The sequence below is a fragment of the Serratia sp. YWN4 genome, from assembly GCF_055790845.1.
In genome coordinates this window covers 3,591,090-3,605,783 of sequence record NZ_CM147696.1, presented here as the reverse complement: position 1 = coordinate 3,605,783, position 14,694 = coordinate 3,591,090, and the positions used below count along the sequence as shown (strand labels likewise).

Below are 14,694 nucleotides of genomic sequence, written 5' to 3'. Positions count from 1 at the left end.
ACGCCTGTTTTTTAATGAGGACGTTTGATGATCGAAGAATTCGAAGCGCGCATTCTGGCGCTGATTGATGACATGGTAGAACACGCCAGCGATGATGAACTGTTTGCCGGTGGCTACCTGCGCGGTCATCTCACGCTGGCGGTGGCCGAAGCCGAAGCGCACGACGAACACAGCGCCGAACAGCTCAAAGTCTGGGTGCAGAGCAGCCTGGATAAAGCCATCGCTGCTGGTGAGCTTTCCCCCCCGGATCAGGTATTGGTTCTCGGCATGTGGGAAAGGCTGTATCAGGCCGCACTCCCCACTGCGTAATTCTTCGGGTTCAGCGTGCTGAACCCGCTTCCCCTTTTGCTAAACCGCACGTCCTTTCAGTAACTTCCTGACCCACAGGCGATTCGGATTCAGCGCCGCCAGCATTTCGGCATCGCCCGGCAGCGGTTCGCCAAACAGTTGCGCCGCCAGAATTTCTGCGGCCAATGGGGCTGAACACAGGCCGCGCGATCCCAATGCGCCAATAACAAATAGCCCTGGATAAACCGGCGCATCGGCAATGGTTGCCCCGCACCGGCGTTGCTGTTGTAAATCCGCGTACTGCATCAGCGTGGCCGCATAATCCGGCAGTGCCCCTACCATTGGCATATGGTCACGAGTGGCGCTGCGCACGCCACAGCGCGCTTGCTGACCGCTGACATCCACCTGCTGCGGCCACGCTTGATCCGGCAGGCAGCGCAGCAGACGCGCGCGGTTTTCCTGCTGTTCGCTCTCGCGATATTCCGTATCACTTTCCCCGCGCTGATAGCTGGCACCAATGCAGTGCTGCCGGTTGGCTGGGTTGACCGGCGTCAGATAACCGTCGTAACACAGCACCTGTTTCAACCTGCTCAGCGCTGGCGTGGTGGGAATATGTGAAACCTGGCCGCGCACCGCCGTTACCGGCAGCGCTGCACTTTGTGCCAATGTTGGTAACTGATGGCCGTTCGCCAGGATCACCGTCGCGTGCTCGCCGGTATGTCCTGCGGCAAACTGTAGCTGCCAGCGTTCACCAATGCGCTGCAAGTCAGTAAGCATATATTGATAATGGCAAACCAAGCCTTGCTGCTGAGCCAAGGCCAATGCGGCGCGAGTCAGATCGGCAGGGCATAGCCAACCGCCCATTGGGTAACGGATACCGCCAAAGCCGGTGTCGATGCCGCATAGTTCGCTGAGAGTAGCGCGATCGGCCGCTTGCGCCAGCGCGGGTGGCCAGGTAACGGCCAGGATCTTGGCAATTTTCCCGGTGCTCTTTTCGTCATAGGCCAATTGGCTGACGCCGCACCACTGATGATCGAACTCAACCCCTTGTTGTAGCAAAGCATCGTACTGACGGCGGGCAAAAGGGAAGGCGGCGCTGAAGAAGCTTTCCAGCGCATCGCCCCGGCCATTCAGCAGGGGATAAAGCGCGCCTTGGCGGTTGCCGGAAGCCCCTTCTGCCGGTTGTGCATCGGCACAATACAGCGTGACCTTGGCACCGCGCCGCAACAGAGCCAGCGCGGTGAGCGCACTGGCAACGCCGCCGCCGATAATCGCCACATCATCGGTATTCTGGGCCGCCGGGCGCAGAAACCACGGTTGCGGGTGGGGGGCGGGCGGCGTTTCTGCGGGTAAAGTGCCGGTCAGCATTTCGCGCTTCTGACCAAAGCCTTTGCATTTGGCGACGGTAAAACCGGCCTGCTGCAAGCCGCGGCGCACAAACCCTGCCGCGGTGAAGGTGGCAAAACTGCCTTCCGGGCGGGCAAAGCGCGCCATCGCTGCAAACAGCAACTCGCTCCACATATCGGGGTTTTTCGATGGTGCAAAACCATCAAGGAACCAGGCGTCGATCTGGTTATTCATGCTGGCATCGAAATGCGGCAACAGCTCGTTGACATCGCCGAACCACAGATCGAGCGTGATGCGCCCTTCGGCCAGCAGCAGGCGGTGGCAACTCGGCAAGGGCAGCGGCCATTGGGCACGCAGTTCGCTGGCATAGGCGGCCAATTCTGGCCACTGCGCGTGAGCCGCTGCCAGATCGGCTAACTGTAACGGGAATTTTTCGAAGCTGATAAAGTGCAGGCGCTGTAACATTGCCTCGGGGGATTCTGCGTGAAAACGGGCGAAAGCCTGCCACAGAGTAAGAAAATTCAGCCCGGTGCCGAAGCCGGTTTCCGCCACAATAAACAGCGGGCGCGCATGCTGATTAAAACGCTGTGGTAACCGGTTGCCGTTAAGAAATACGTAGCGGGTTTCCTCCAGCCCATCCTGATTAGAAAAATAGACGTCATCAAACTGTTTCGAAACAGGTGTACCCTGTTCATTCCAGCTTAACGCTGCGGTTTGGATGGGGGTATGGCTCACGGTTTATTGCTCGTAATTCAAGGGGTGGCACGATTTTAGCGGCGGTGCTCTTGCGGTGCAAACCGGATAGATATAATACAGAATCATTCTGATCGGACTTGTTCGGCGTACATCTGTACGCTAAAGTGCGTTGCAAAATCCCGAATGTAAAATTGTGGAAGAGGTATTGAATGAAACGTGCAGTGATTACTGGCCTGGGAATCGTCTCCAGCATTGGTAACAACCAGCAGGAGGTCCTGGCAAGTTTGCAGGAAGGACGCTCTGGGATCACCTTCTCTCAGGAGCTGAAAGATTCCGGCATGCGTAGTCACGTATGGGGTGACGTTAAACTGGACACCACCGGTCTGATCGACCGCAAAGTGGTGCGCTTTATGAGCGATGCGTCCGTTTATGCCTTTCTTTCCATGGAACAGGCGATCAAAGACTCCGGTCTGGCCGCTGACCAGGTTTCCAACGATCGCACCGGCCTGGTGGTCGGTTCTGGCGGCGGTTCTCCGCGTAACCAGGTGGCAGGTTCTGACGGTATGCGTGCCAAAGGCCTGCGCGGCGTCGGCCCTTATATGGTCACCAAGGCGATGGCTTCCGGCGTTTCTGCCTGCTTGGCCACCCCATTCAAAATTCGCGGTGTGAACTATTCCATCAGCTCTGCCTGCGCAACCTCTGCACACTGTATCGGCCACGCGATGGAACTGATCCAACTGGGCAAACAGGACGTAGTATTCGCCGGCGGCGGTGAAGAACTGTGCTGGGAAATGGCCTGTGAGTTCGACGCAATGGGCGCGCTTTCTACCAGCTACAACGACACGCCAGAAAAAGCCTCCCGTACTTACGACGCAGCGCGTGACGGTTTCGTCATCGCCGGAGGTGGTGGCATGGTAGTGGTTGAAGAACTGGAGCACGCACTGGCTCGCGGCGCACATATTTATGCGGAAATCATCGGTTACGGCGCAACCTCCGACGGTGCTGATATGGTGGCTCCATCCGGTGAAGGCGCTGTGCGTTGCATGAAAATGGCACTGCAGGGCGTTGATACTCCTATCGATTACATGAACGTACACGGGACTTCTACGCCGGTTGGCGATGTGAAAGAACTGGGTGCGATTCGCGAAGTGTTTGGCGACAACACACCAGCGATCTCTTCCACCAAAGCCATGACCGGTCACTCACTGGGTGCGGCGGGCGTGCAGGAAGCGATCTACAGCCTGCTGATGGTTGAGCACGGTTTTATTGCGCCAAGCATCAACATCGATAACCTCGATGAGAAAGCGGCGGGCATGAATATCATTACCGAGCCAACCCAACGCGAATTGACCACCGTGATGTCCAACAGCTTCGGCTTTGGTGGCACCAACGCGACGCTGGTGATGCGCAAGCTGCAAAAATAAGTTTTTTGCTGCGAAGTTTCAAAAATCGGGCACGCTAAAACGTGCCCGATTTTTTTATGTCTACAATCTGCTTAGTTGACTGAAATCAAAGTATTTTCTGTGTTCAGGAATGTTCTCGGGGTGCTTTGTCAGCAGGTGTAAATTTTATTCCTGCGGTGATTTTCTGCCGATATACTCGGCGAAGTTTATCCATTTGGAATCGTGGCATGTCGGCTTTGGCGTCCATCTCTTTATCCATGCATCGGCTACGCTTCGCAAAGAAGCGGGCAGGCGTATGGCTATTGGCCGTCTGCTGGCTGTTGTTAAACAGCCAACTGGCTATTGCCAGCCATAGCTGTAATTTGCAATTCGCTGCCGAAGCACCGGCAGAGCAGCATATGATGCACATGCAGACAAACGATCCGGCGATGGACAGCATGCAGGCCGAAGGGCCACTGTGTGAAAAGCACTGCATTCCCGATCCTATGCAGCAGGATCACGGCAATTTAGCTTTGGCAGCGATCTTGCCTGCCAGTAGCGAACTGCTGGTGGTTGAACCTACTCAGCAGGCGCAATTCTCCCGCGCTGATTGGCAAACCCCTCCCATAGCAGGCCCTCCGGCAGAGATCGTGTTCTGCCGGTTCCGTGAATAGCCAAACCCTCCGCTTTGCCGTCCAAGACGACGATTTGTGTTGGTTATTGACTATTTTACGGAGCTATCATTATGCGTAACTTATTTGCCGCTGTTTTCATCTCTCTGTTTTTCTCTTCCGCCACTCTTGCTGCGGAAATGCAACACCATCAACCTGCCGCGCCAGCGGAGGATGCCGCTTATCACTCTACCGGGATCGTTAAAGCCTGGAGTGACAAGAAGGTATTGCTCGCTCATCCGGCGATCCCGGCCTTGAGTTGGCCGCCTATGACCATGAACTTTCTTCAGCCCCAACCGCCATTGCCAGCGTTGGCCGCAGGAACCCAGGTTGATTTCAGCTTCCGCCAGGTTGACGGTGGCTATCAACTGACGGCCATCAAAGCCAGCCAACAATAACGGGGGCGCTATGTCCAAATTACTTTCTCACCCATTGCGGGTGGGTTGGCTGCTGCTCGCCTGTTGCACGGCGAGCGTGCAGGCCGCCGAGCTGACGCTGGAGCAATCGCTGGCGGCGGCAGAGCGCTATTCGGCTGAGCTTTCCGCTAATCAGCATCAGGTGAATGCCTTGCAGAACATGGCCGATTCGGCGATGCAACTGCCCGATCCCAAATTAAAGATCGGGATTGAGAACGTGCCGGTGCAAGGCAACAACGCCCGGCGTCTGACCCGCGAGGGCATGACCATGGAGCGGGTTGGCATTATGCAGGACTACGTCAGCAGCAGTAAACGCCAGCGCAAGGCGGATACGCTGCGCGCCGAGGCGAGTAAAACCGCGGCGGGCAGCGCCACCATTCGTGCTCGCTTGCAGCAACAAACCGCGCAGGCGTGGTTGGAGTTGGCGCTGAGCCAGCAAACGCTGAAGGATGCCCAAACGCTGGTTAAAGAGAGTGAACGCCAGATCGCCGCGCAGCATAGCGGCGTTGCCAGCGGTAGTTCACCGGCCACTAACGTGATCGACGCGCGTTTGACCCTGCTGGCGATGCAGGATCGGCTCAGCGAGGCACAGCGTGATGTTGCCATCGCCCAGGCCCGCCTGACGCAGCTCACCGGCCAGCCAGAAGCCAGCACCCGCGGCGCGTTGCCGCACTTTGAACGCTTACCGGCTGAAAGCCAGCTGTTGCAGCAGGCGATCAAACAGCACCCGGAAGTGATACAGGCCAGCCGCGAAGCCGACGTAGCCAAAGCCCGTTCGGCCCAATCGGAAATCGCCGCGATCCCGGACGTGGGGGTTGAGGTGTATTACGGCAAACGGGCCGATGGCTATGAGGATCTGGCGGGCGTGATGTTTACCGTCGATCTGCCGGTGTTCCGTTCACAGCGGCAAGACAAAGATCATGCTGCTGATGTCTCACGCTCCATGGAAGCCAATGACCAACTGACGTTGCTGCTCCGCGATCATCAGGCGCAGCTCGATACGCTGTTGGCTCAGTACCAGGCTGCGCAGACCCAATGGCAGCGCCAGCAACAACAGGCTATTCCGCTGCAACAACAGCGGGTGGCGCTGCAACTGGCACAATACCGCAGTGGCAAAAGCGATCTTTCATCGGTGCTGGAGGCGCGCCGGGCGTTGCTCGATAGCCGCCTTAGCGCCGGTAAAGCGGCGCGCGAATTGGCGCAGTTGTGGGCTGCGATTCGTTACCTGACCCCGCAGGAGATAGCACAATGAAAATGCGTTTTAGCTTGGCACTGCTGGCCGCGTTGGTTGGGGGCGGAGTGGCCGGTTACTGGTTTGCCACTCAGCAAACTGCGGTGGCCCAGCCCACCGGCAATGCCGCTGAACGGCAGGTGCAGTATTGGTACGATCCTATGGTGCCCGGCCAGCGGTTTGATAAACCGGGCAAATCCCCTTTTATGGACATGGAACTGGTGGCGCGCTATGCCGATGAGCAGGAACAGGACGGCGGCGTTACCATCAGCGCCCGCCAGCAGCAAAACCTCGGGGTGCGTACCGCTGCGGCACAGTTGCGTGAGCTGAATGTGCAGATCAACGCCTATGGCAGCGTGGCGATCAACGAGCGCAGCGTGCAGGTGATCGCCGCACGCGCCAGTGGTCTGGTAGAGAAACTGTACGTGCGCGCCAGCCAGCAACAGGTCAAAAAGGGTGAAGCGCTGGCGCAACTGTGGATCCCGGATTGGAGTGCGGCGCAGCAGGAGTACTTAGCGATCCGCACGCTGGGGGATAGTGCGCTGACCGCGGCCGCCCGCCAGCGTCTGGAGTTGCAGTTTATGCCGGAAGCGATTATTCGCCAGGTAGAACGCAGCGGCAAACCGCAGACGCGTATGACCGTCACCGCGCCGGAAAGCGGGTTTATCAACAAACTGGATGTGCGCGAAGGCGCACAGGTAGTCGCCACGCAAGGGCTGTTTGAGTTGGCGAGCCTCGATCCGGTGTGGGTAGTGATCGATTATCCGCAGGCGCAGGCCGGTTTGTTGCAGGTGGGGAACGCGGTACAGGCCAGTTCCGCCAGTTGGCCGGGCGAACGCTTTAGCGGTGAGGTGAGTGAATTGCTGCCGAACGTTGATCCGCTGACGCGCACCTTCAAGGCGCGTATTGTGCTGCAAAACCCACAGCAGCGGCTAAAGCCGGGCATGTATCTGCAAGTGTCGCTGGCGGCAAACGCCGGGGCCAAACCGGTGTTGGCGATCCCGCAGGAAGCGCTGATCGGCAATGGCGATCGTAATCGAGTGCTGGTGGCGGCAGGCAATGGCCATTTCACCCCGGTTGAGGTGGTGGCCGGGCTGGCACAAAGCGGCTGGGTGGAGATCAAACAAGGGCTGCAAGCCGGGCAACAGGTGGTGACTTCTGGCCAGTTCCTGATCGATTCAGAAGCCAGCATGCGCAGCGCCCTGCCGCAGTTGGCCGGGGAGCAGGCGGTGAAACAGTATCAGGCGCAGGCGGTGGTTGAAGCGTTGGACGGCAATGAGATTACGCTGTCGCACGAACCGGTGCCGGAGCTGCAATGGCCAGCGATGACTATGGACTTCACTCTGCCGAAAGGCGGGTTGCCTGCCGGGATCGGCATCGGCAGTAACGTGATGATCCACTTCAGCGTGGATGAAAACGGCTCACACATCAGCCAAATCCAGCCGCAAGCCACAGAGCACGGAGGCCACCCATGATTGCCTCGGTGATTCGTTGGTCGATACGCAATCGTCTGCTGGTGTTGCTGGCGTCAATATTGCTGGCTGCGTGGGGGATTTGGGCGTTGCAGAAAGCACCGCTGGATGCACTGCCCGATCTTTCCGATGTGCAGGTGATCGTGCGCGTGACTTATCCGGGGAAAGCGCCGCAGGTGATTGAGGATCAGGTGACTTACCCGCTGACCACCACCATGCTGACGGTGCCGGGTGCCACCACGGTGCGCGGTTTCTCGATGTTTGGTGATGCTTATATTTACATCCTGTTTGAAGACGGCACCGATCCCTATTGGGCGCGTTCGCGGGTGCTGGAGTCGTTGAGCCAGGTGCAATCCTCATTGCCCGCGCAGGCAAAAGTGGCGCTGGGGCCAGATGCTACCGGTGTCGGTTGGATCTATGAATATGCGCTGGTAGATAAAAGTGGCAAGCATAGCCTGGCGGACCTGCGCGCCTTGCAGGATTGGACGCTGAAGTTCGAATTGAAAACCGTGCCCAATGTGGCCGAAGTGGCCAGCGTCGGCGGCATGGTGCGTCAGTATCAGGTGGTGTTGAATCCAGAGAGTATGCGGGCGTTGAACGTTACGCATCAGCAGGTGGTCAGTGCGATCCAAGATGCCAATCAGGAAGGCGGTGGGGCGCTGCTGGAGATGGGCGAAGCGGAATATATGGTGCGCACCTCCGGTTACCTGAAACAGCTCGATGACTTCAACAACGTGGTGATTACCGCGCGCGACGGCGTGCCGATCCTGCTCGCACAGGTGGCTGCGGTGCGCGAAGGGCCGGAAATGCGCCGTGGTATTGCGGAACTGAACGGTGAAGGCGAAGTGGCCGGTGGCATTGTGGTGATGCGTTACGGCAAAAATGCGCTGGAAACCATCAAGGCGCTGAAGGTCAAGTTGCAGCAGATCCAGCAAACGTTGCCGCCGGGCGTGGAGATTGTGGCGGTTTATGACCGTTCCCAACTGATTGAAAACGCCATCGACACGCTGTCGTTCAAACTGCTGGAAGAGTTTCTGGTAGTGGCGGTGGTCTGCACGCTGTTTCTGTCGCATTTCCGCTCGGCATTGGTGGCAATCGTCACTTTGCCGCTGGGGATCCTCGGGGCGTTTGTGGTGATGCACTATCAGGGCGTCAACGCCAACATTATGTCGCTGGGGGGGATTGCGATCGCCATTGGTGCAATGGTGGATGCGGCGATTGTGATGATCGAGAACATGCATAAAGTGCTGGAGCAGTGGCGACAGCGCCATCCTGGCCAACAGCCTACCTCGCAGGATTATTGGCGTATCTCCGAACAGGCAGCGGTGGAGGTTGGCCCGGCGCTGTTCTGCAGTTTGCTGATCATTACCCTGTCATTTATCCCGGTGTTCTCGTTGCAGGCGCAGGAAGGGCGGATGTTTGCACCATTAGCCTTCACCAAAACTTACGCCATGGCGGTCTCCGCCGGGTTGGGGATCACCTTGGTGCCAGTGTTAATGGGGTATTTTATCCGTGGACGTATTCCAGACGAGCACGCCAACCCGCTTAACCGCTGGCTGATCCGCCTGTATCAGCCGTTGTTGGCGGCGGTGCTGGCACGGCCAAAAACCACGCTGGGGATATCCGCCGCGCTGCTGGTGCTGACGCTGTATCCGCTCAGCCGTTTGGGCAGTGAATTTATGCCGCCGCTGGACGAAGGCGATCTGCTGTATATGCCATCCACCTTGCCGGGGATTTCCGCCCGCGAAGCGGCGCGGTTGTTACAGTTGACCGATCGCTTGATCAAAACCGTACCGGAAGTGGATACGGTGTTCGGCAAGGCTGGTCGGGCAGAAACCGCCACCGATCCGGCACCGTTGACCATGCTGGAAACCACCATTCGCTTTAAACCGCGCGAACAGTGGCGACCCGGCATGACCATGGACAAGCTGGTGGCAGAACTGGACAGCGTGGTGAAGGTGCCGGGCATTGCCAACGTCTGGGTGCCGCCGATCCGCAACCGGCTGGATATGCTGGCAACCGGCATCAAAAGCCCGGTCGGTATCAAGGTTAACGGTAGCAATATTGCCGACATCGAACGCGCCTCCAACCAGATCGAACAGGTGGTGAAACAGGTTCCGGGGGTGACTTCGGCGCTGGCAGAACGTATTGCCGGTGGGCGCTATGTGGATATTGATATCGATCGCCAGCGCGCGGCGCGTTACGGCGTTTCGGTCAAAGAGCTGCAATCGATCGTGGCAACGCTGGTGGGCGGTGAGAACATCGGTGAAACCATTGAAGGGCGTGCACGTTACCCGATCAACGTCCGTTATCCGCGCGAGATCCGTGATTCGTTGCAGGCCTTGCGTGAGCTGCCGGTGGTGACCGCGGCGGGCAGCCAGGTGCCGTTGGCAGAACTGGCGGATATTCGGCTGACCGAAGGCCCGCCAATGCTGAAAAGTGAGAACGCACGGCTGTCTGACTGGATCTATGTCGATCTGCGCGGGCGTGACCTGAAATCGGCGGTGGAAGAGATGCAGCGCGCGGTAGCGCAACAGGTAACGCTGCCTGCCGGGGTTTCTGTCAGTTGGTCCGGGCAGTTCGAATATTTGGAGCGCGCCAGCGCCCAGTTGAAGATCGTGCTGCCGGTAACGCTCGGGATTATCTTCGTGCTGCTGTTTGTCACTTTCAACAGCGTGCGTGATGCGTTGCTGATCATGGCAACGCTGCCGTTTGCGTTAATCGGTGGGGTATGGCTGCTGTTCCTGCTCAATTACAACCTGTCGGTGGCCGGTGCGGTGGGCTTTATCGCTCTGGCGGGCGTTGCGGCGGAGTTTGGCGTCATTATGGTGCTGTATCTCAATCAGGCGCTGGCAAAGCACCGCCAGCCCGGCGAGCCGTTAAGCCACCAGCAACTGATGGCTGCCATCAGCGAAGGGGCGGTATTGCGCGTTCGGCCAAAGGTGATGACAGTGGCCACCATTATGGCCGGTTTGCTGCCGATCATGTGGGGCGGCGGTGCGGGGTCGGAAGTGATGCAGCGGATCGCCGCACCGATGATCGGCGGGATGGTGAGTGCGCCGCTGTTGTCGATGCTGGTGATCCCGGCGGTGTATTTGTTGTTGCATAGGAAGCGTTAGGGGACTCATACATAATGCTTTCGTCTATGTCAGCCAGGTGTAATGGGAATTGCCGTAAAAATGGCGTGATTCCATGAAACAATAGTGCACGGCAATTGCAGGGCCCAAGGCGGGGCCCTGCACCCGCGCCAACGCTTAACATGGCCTGCCCGCTGCGCGGGTGCCTTCGCGGCGTCACCGTTGCCGAGCGGGTCGGCTCAATTCACGTCCATGTTCATATCGCCTCAACCGGCCATTCATGGCCGGTTGCCCCTGGCACCGGTGTCTTGCTCAGCAGGTCATGATGCGCTCAACGTCAACACCCGAATCTGTTATCACCGGGCAACTTTTGCACTTTACGCTTAATGGTATTACTGCACCAAAAACGCCTTAAACTGCGGTGTCATTACCACGCTGAAACCGTCGTCGGTTTTGCTGATCAAGTACACCGCCAGCCCTTGCTCTTCTGCCAGCTTCAGCGCTTTTTCCGTGCCCAAGACCATCAACCCGGTATCCCAGCCGTCGGCTTCCAGCGCCGTGGGGGCGATCACCGTGGCGGAAACCAGCCGGTGGTTAATCGGGTGGCCGGTAGTGGGATCGATCACATGGGAATAACGCTGCCCGTCCTGTTCGAAATAGTTACGGTAACTGCCCGAGGTGCTAATACCGTAGCCTTGCAGATCGACCATGGCCTGTACCGCGTTCTCACGATCGGTGGGTTTCTGAATGGCGACGCGCCAAGGCTTGCCCTGGCCGTTGACGCCACGTGAGGAGACCGCACCGCCCACCGACACCAGATAGTGGGTGATACCTTTCCGCGCCATCAGGCGTACCAACTGATCCACGCCGTAACCTTCCCCCAGCGTAGAGAGATCGACATACATCTCCGGCAACTCTTTCTGTAGCCATTCGCCACGGTTATCGCTAAGCAGTTTCAGGTGTTGCAGGCCGGTATTGCGTTTGGCCGCATCGATTTGCTGCTGCTGTGGGATTTTGACCGCACGCTTATCCGGGCCGAAGCCCCACAGGTTCACCAGCGGGCCGACGGTGATATCCATCGCACCGCCGGTATCGCGGCCAATCCGCTGGGCCATCAGGATAATATCGGCCATGCCGCGTGGAATGGGCTGCGGCTCGTTGCTGTGATTCTGATTGAAACGGGATAACACCGAATTCGGGCGATAGGTGGAAATATCGTCGTTAGCCTGCTCCAGCAGGGCATCGATCTCCTGCTGCAACTGCTGTTTATTCTCATCAATATTGCCGCTGATCTTCACGCTGTAGAAGGTGCCCATGGTTTTGCCTTCAATGTCGATCTGTGGGCGGGTTGCGGTGTCGTTACAGGCGGCAAGCAGGGTGAGTGCTGCGGTCAGCAGCAACCGGCTGGCAAAGGTGTGAACCATGGGAAGATCCTTAAAAGTAAACGAAAGATGATGGATATACCCGTCATACTTCAAGTTGCATGTGCGTTGGCTTTCCTCGCTCACCCCAGTCACATAGTGGCCTATGCTCCTGGGGATTCGCTCCGTCGCCGCCTTCCTGAAACTCGAATTATTTAGGGTATATATAGTAAGGCATGGCAAATGAAAAGCTTTTTAAGTGGCGTAATTTGCGTGCTTCGGCTAACGTCTTTGCCCTGCATTCTGGCTGTTTTGCGAAGCGAAAAGTATGAGTTCAAATGCTGTAACCCGCCTGCTGAGGCCGTTTTTTCACGACCGTTTTTTACACGCGCTGCTGCTGATCGGCGTGCTGCTGTTTGCTCTCGAACCACAGCCGCTGGCCCAGTTTATCGACTGGCGCACCATTATCACTCTGCTAGGGTTGATGCTGCTGACCAAGGGCGTGGAGGTGAGCGGCTATTTCGATTTTATTGGCCGCCAGATCGTCAACAGGCTGCGCAGTGAGCGCTGGCTGGCGCTGTTTCTGGTGTTTTCCGCCGCGTTGCTGTCATCATTCCTGACCAACGATGTGGCGCTGTTTATCGTGATTCCCCTGACCATCACGCTGAAAAAACTCTCTGCGTTGCCGGTTAATCGGCTGATCGTTTTTCAGGCGCTGGCGGTGAATGCGGGTTCATTACTGACGCCGATCGGCAATCCGCAAAACATTCTGCTGTGGAGCAAGTCATCACTGTCATTCCTCGGTTTTATCGGCCAGATGGCGCCTTTCGGCGCGGTGATGATGCTCAGCCTGCTGGTGGTGACCTGGTTCAGTTTCCCGGCGCGCGATATTGTTAAAAAGACCCAAGCCCAGAGTTACCCTTACCAAAAACACCTGTTGCTCAGTTGCGTGGTGCTGTATGGGGTGTTTCTGATCTGCCTGGATTTTGCGCTACCGCTTTACGGACTGTTGGCGGTGTTTGTCGGTTTCCTGCTGTTGGCCCGGCGGGTAATGCTGCAAATCGACTGGAGCCTGATTTTTGTGTTTATCGCCATGTTTATCGATGTCGGGTTGTTCACCCGGTTGCCGGTGATGCAGCCGTGGTTTAACCACATCGCCGCGCTGCCAGAGGGGGCGGTCTATGCATTGGGCATTGGCCTGTCACAAATCATCAGTAATGTGCCCGCCACCATTTTGCTGCTTAACTATGTGCCTTCCAGCGCCTTGGTGGCCTACGCGGTGAATGCCGGGGGCTTTGGCTTGGCGATCGGCTCCTTGGCTAACCTGATTGCGCTGCGTATGGCTGGGGATCGGCGGATCTGGCTGCGTTTCCATTACTATTCGCTGCCGTTTCTGGCATGGGCGGCGTTGATCGGCTGGTTAATGTTGTGACGCCGCGGGTGGCCCCGCGGCTTGAGGGTTAACCGCGTGCGGCCAGCAGGCAGATGCTGCGGGTAACCTGATAAGATTTCACAAAGGAACTGATTGGCAGGAACTCGAAGCGCGAATGGAAGTTGTGCGCGCCGGTAAAGTAGTTCGGGGTGATCAGGCCACGGCTGGAAAGCGCCGCACCGTCGGTACCACCGCGCATCGGGATCACTTTCGGCGTAATGCCATGGGCGGCCAACGCACCAAAAATCAGCTCGATGGCGCGTTTGTCCTCGCCGATGGAGTTGCTGATGTTGCTGTAAATATCCTGCACCGTGCAACTGACCTTGGCGCGCGGATAGTTGGCTGCCACCTGCTGCACCACTTCCTGCAAACGTGCCTTGCGGTTGTTGAAGGCGGCCAGATCAAAATCGCGGATCGACACTTTCAACGTGGCGTTATTAGAGTTGGCCACCATATCGTTGAACCAGAAATAACCTTCGCGCCCTTCGGTGTGCTCTGGCGTATCCTGAATATCAAACTGGTTGATGATATCGGTGGCGATGCGGATTGGGTTAATCAGCACGTTTTTTGCCGACATCGGGTGCGCCGTCACGCCCTCAATGCGGATTTCTGCCCCGGCGGCGTTGAAGTTTTCATACACCACTTCGCCCAGTTCGCAGCAGTCGATGGTATAGGCGAAATCAACGTCAAAGCGCGCCAGATCCAGCGCTTTAGCCCCGCGCAGGCCGACTTCTTCGTCCGGCACAAAGGCCACCACGATATCGCCGTGACGATCGGTAGCGCTCAGGTTCGCCAGCAGCGTCATCACCACGGTCACCGCCGCTTTATTGTCGGCACCCAGTACGCTGGTGCCGTCGCTGAAAATAATCTCTTCGTTGGGATAAGCCAGGATCTCCGGGTGCTCGGTGGTGCGCAGCCAGATATCCTGCTCAGCGTTCAGGCACAGATCTTCGCCGGTAAAGCGCAGGCGCTGCGGGTGGATCTCGGCGGCCAAACCCACGTCAACGGTATCAATATGGGTGATAAAACCGATGCGCGGTGCGCCGGGCTGATTGCCGGGTTTGCGGGCGGTGACGGTGGCGTGTTCGTCGACCAGTACGTCTTCCAGCCCAAGCTGGCGCAGTTCGGCGGCTAACAGTTGCGCCATATCATGCTGACCTGCTGTGGTTGGCAGCGTGGTGGCTGTGGCATCACTTTGGCTGGTGACCGCCAGATAACGGAAAAAACGTTCGGTAAGTTGTTCGGCAATAGCGTTGCTCATTAAGGTTCCTCGTGATCGGCAATACAAAGGTTTTAAAGCCAAATCAGTCGGTTGTCCAAT

General features: G+C 57.7%; 11 protein-coding genes. 8 read left to right on the top strand and 3 right to left on the bottom strand.

The features are described 5' to 3' along the window. Positions 1-27: 27 nt before the first annotated feature. On the top strand, positions 28-309 hold the full coding sequence (locus tag ACX9GT_RS16950) for a YfcL family protein (protein ID WP_459401953.1): 282 nt from the start codon (positions 28-30) through the stop codon (positions 307-309). A 39-nt stretch (positions 310-348) separates the two neighbouring features. Here ACX9GT_RS16950 and mnmC read toward each other — a convergent pair whose 3' ends face one another. Further along, a complete protein-coding gene (gene mnmC / locus ACX9GT_RS16945) occupies positions 349-2,370 on the bottom strand; it encodes a bifunctional tRNA (5-methylaminomethyl-2-thiouridine)(34)-methyltransferase MnmC2/FAD-dependent 5-carboxymethylaminomethyl-2-thiouridine(34) oxidoreductase MnmC1 (RefSeq protein WP_473187867.1) in 2,022 nt (673 codons plus the stop codon). A gap of 170 nt (positions 2,371-2,540) precedes the next feature. On the opposite strand from mnmC, the gene fabB reads away from it, so the two are divergent. The 6 genes from fabB to ACX9GT_RS16915 all read left to right on the top strand — a co-directional run bounded on the left by fabB (position 2,541) and on the right by ACX9GT_RS16915 (position 10,622). Beyond that, entirely contained in the window at positions 2,541-3,755 is a 1,215-nt protein-coding gene (gene fabB / locus ACX9GT_RS16940; protein WP_473187866.1) for a beta-ketoacyl-ACP synthase I, read from the top strand. A 206-nt stretch (positions 3,756-3,961) separates the two neighbouring features. Beyond that, positions 3,962-4,387 (top strand): hypothetical protein, encoded by a 426-nt coding sequence (locus ACX9GT_RS16935; RefSeq protein WP_473187865.1) that lies wholly within the window; start codon positions 3,962-3,964, stop codon positions 4,385-4,387. Positions 4,388-4,458: 71 nt separating this feature from the next. After that, positions 4,459-4,782: a copper-binding protein gene (locus ACX9GT_RS16930; RefSeq protein ID WP_473187864.1), complete on the top strand. Its 324-nt coding sequence runs from the start codon at positions 4,459-4,461 to the stop codon at positions 4,780-4,782. A gap of 10 nt (positions 4,783-4,792) precedes the next feature. Next, a complete protein-coding gene (locus ACX9GT_RS16925; protein WP_473187863.1) occupies positions 4,793-6,052 on the top strand; it encodes a TolC family protein in 1,260 nt (419 codons plus the stop codon). Further along, positions 6,049-7,506 carry an efflux RND transporter periplasmic adaptor subunit gene (locus ACX9GT_RS16920; RefSeq protein WP_473187862.1) on the top strand — a complete coding sequence of 486 codons (1,458 nt, stop codon included), beginning with the start codon at positions 6,049-6,051 and terminating at the stop codon, positions 7,504-7,506. Before ACX9GT_RS16925 ends, ACX9GT_RS16920 begins: the two co-directional genes overlap by 4 nt. Then, entirely contained in the window at positions 7,503-10,622 is a 3,120-nt protein-coding gene (locus ACX9GT_RS16915) for an efflux RND transporter permease subunit (protein WP_473187861.1), read from the top strand. Before ACX9GT_RS16920 ends, ACX9GT_RS16915 begins: the two co-directional genes overlap by 4 nt. Positions 10,623-10,972: 350 nt before the next feature. Here ACX9GT_RS16915 and apbE read toward each other — a convergent pair whose 3' ends face one another. Next, positions 10,973-12,004: an FAD:protein FMN transferase ApbE gene (gene apbE, locus ACX9GT_RS16910; RefSeq protein WP_473187860.1), complete on the bottom strand. Its 1,032-nt coding sequence runs from the start codon at positions 12,002-12,004 to the stop codon at positions 10,973-10,975. Positions 12,005-12,269: 265 nt separating this feature from the next. Between apbE and ACX9GT_RS16905 the strand changes: the two genes are divergently transcribed. Then, positions 12,270-13,373: an SLC13 family permease gene (locus ACX9GT_RS16905; protein WP_473187859.1), complete on the top strand. Its 1,104-nt coding sequence runs from the start codon at positions 12,270-12,272 to the stop codon at positions 13,371-13,373. Positions 13,374-13,401: 28 nt separating this feature from the next. On the opposite strand, the gene pepT is transcribed toward ACX9GT_RS16905, so the two are convergent. After that, on the bottom strand, positions 13,402-14,634 hold the full coding sequence (gene pepT / locus ACX9GT_RS16900) for a peptidase T (protein WP_473187858.1): 1,233 nt from the start codon (positions 14,632-14,634) through the stop codon (positions 13,402-13,404). Positions 14,635-14,694 lie beyond the last annotated feature (60 nt).

Coding starts and splice junctions, on each gene's coding strand:
- ACX9GT_RS16950 (WP_459401953.1), top strand. CDS start 28: ATGATCGAAGAATTCGAAGCGCGCATTCTGGCGCTGATTGATGACATG.
- fabB (WP_473187866.1), top strand. CDS start 2,541: ATGAAACGTGCAGTGATTACTGGCCTGGGAATCGTCTCCAGCATTGGT.
- ACX9GT_RS16935 (WP_473187865.1), top strand. CDS start 3,962: ATGTCGGCTTTGGCGTCCATCTCTTTATCCATGCATCGGCTACGCTTC.
- ACX9GT_RS16930 (WP_473187864.1), top strand. CDS start 4,459: ATGCGTAACTTATTTGCCGCTGTTTTCATCTCTCTGTTTTTCTCTTCC.
- ACX9GT_RS16925 (WP_473187863.1), top strand. CDS start 4,793: ATGTCCAAATTACTTTCTCACCCATTGCGGGTGGGTTGGCTGCTGCTC.
- ACX9GT_RS16920 (WP_473187862.1), top strand. CDS start 6,049: ATGAAAATGCGTTTTAGCTTGGCACTGCTGGCCGCGTTGGTTGGGGGC.
- ACX9GT_RS16915 (WP_473187861.1), top strand. CDS start 7,503: ATGATTGCCTCGGTGATTCGTTGGTCGATACGCAATCGTCTGCTGGTG.
- apbE (WP_473187860.1), bottom strand. CDS start 12,004: ATGGTTCACACCTTTGCCAGCCGGTTGCTGCTGACCGCAGCACTCACC.
- ACX9GT_RS16905 (WP_473187859.1), top strand. CDS start 12,270: ATGAGTTCAAATGCTGTAACCCGCCTGCTGAGGCCGTTTTTTCACGAC.
- pepT (WP_473187858.1), bottom strand. CDS start 14,634: ATGAGCAACGCTATTGCCGAACAACTTACCGAACGTTTTTTCCGTTAT.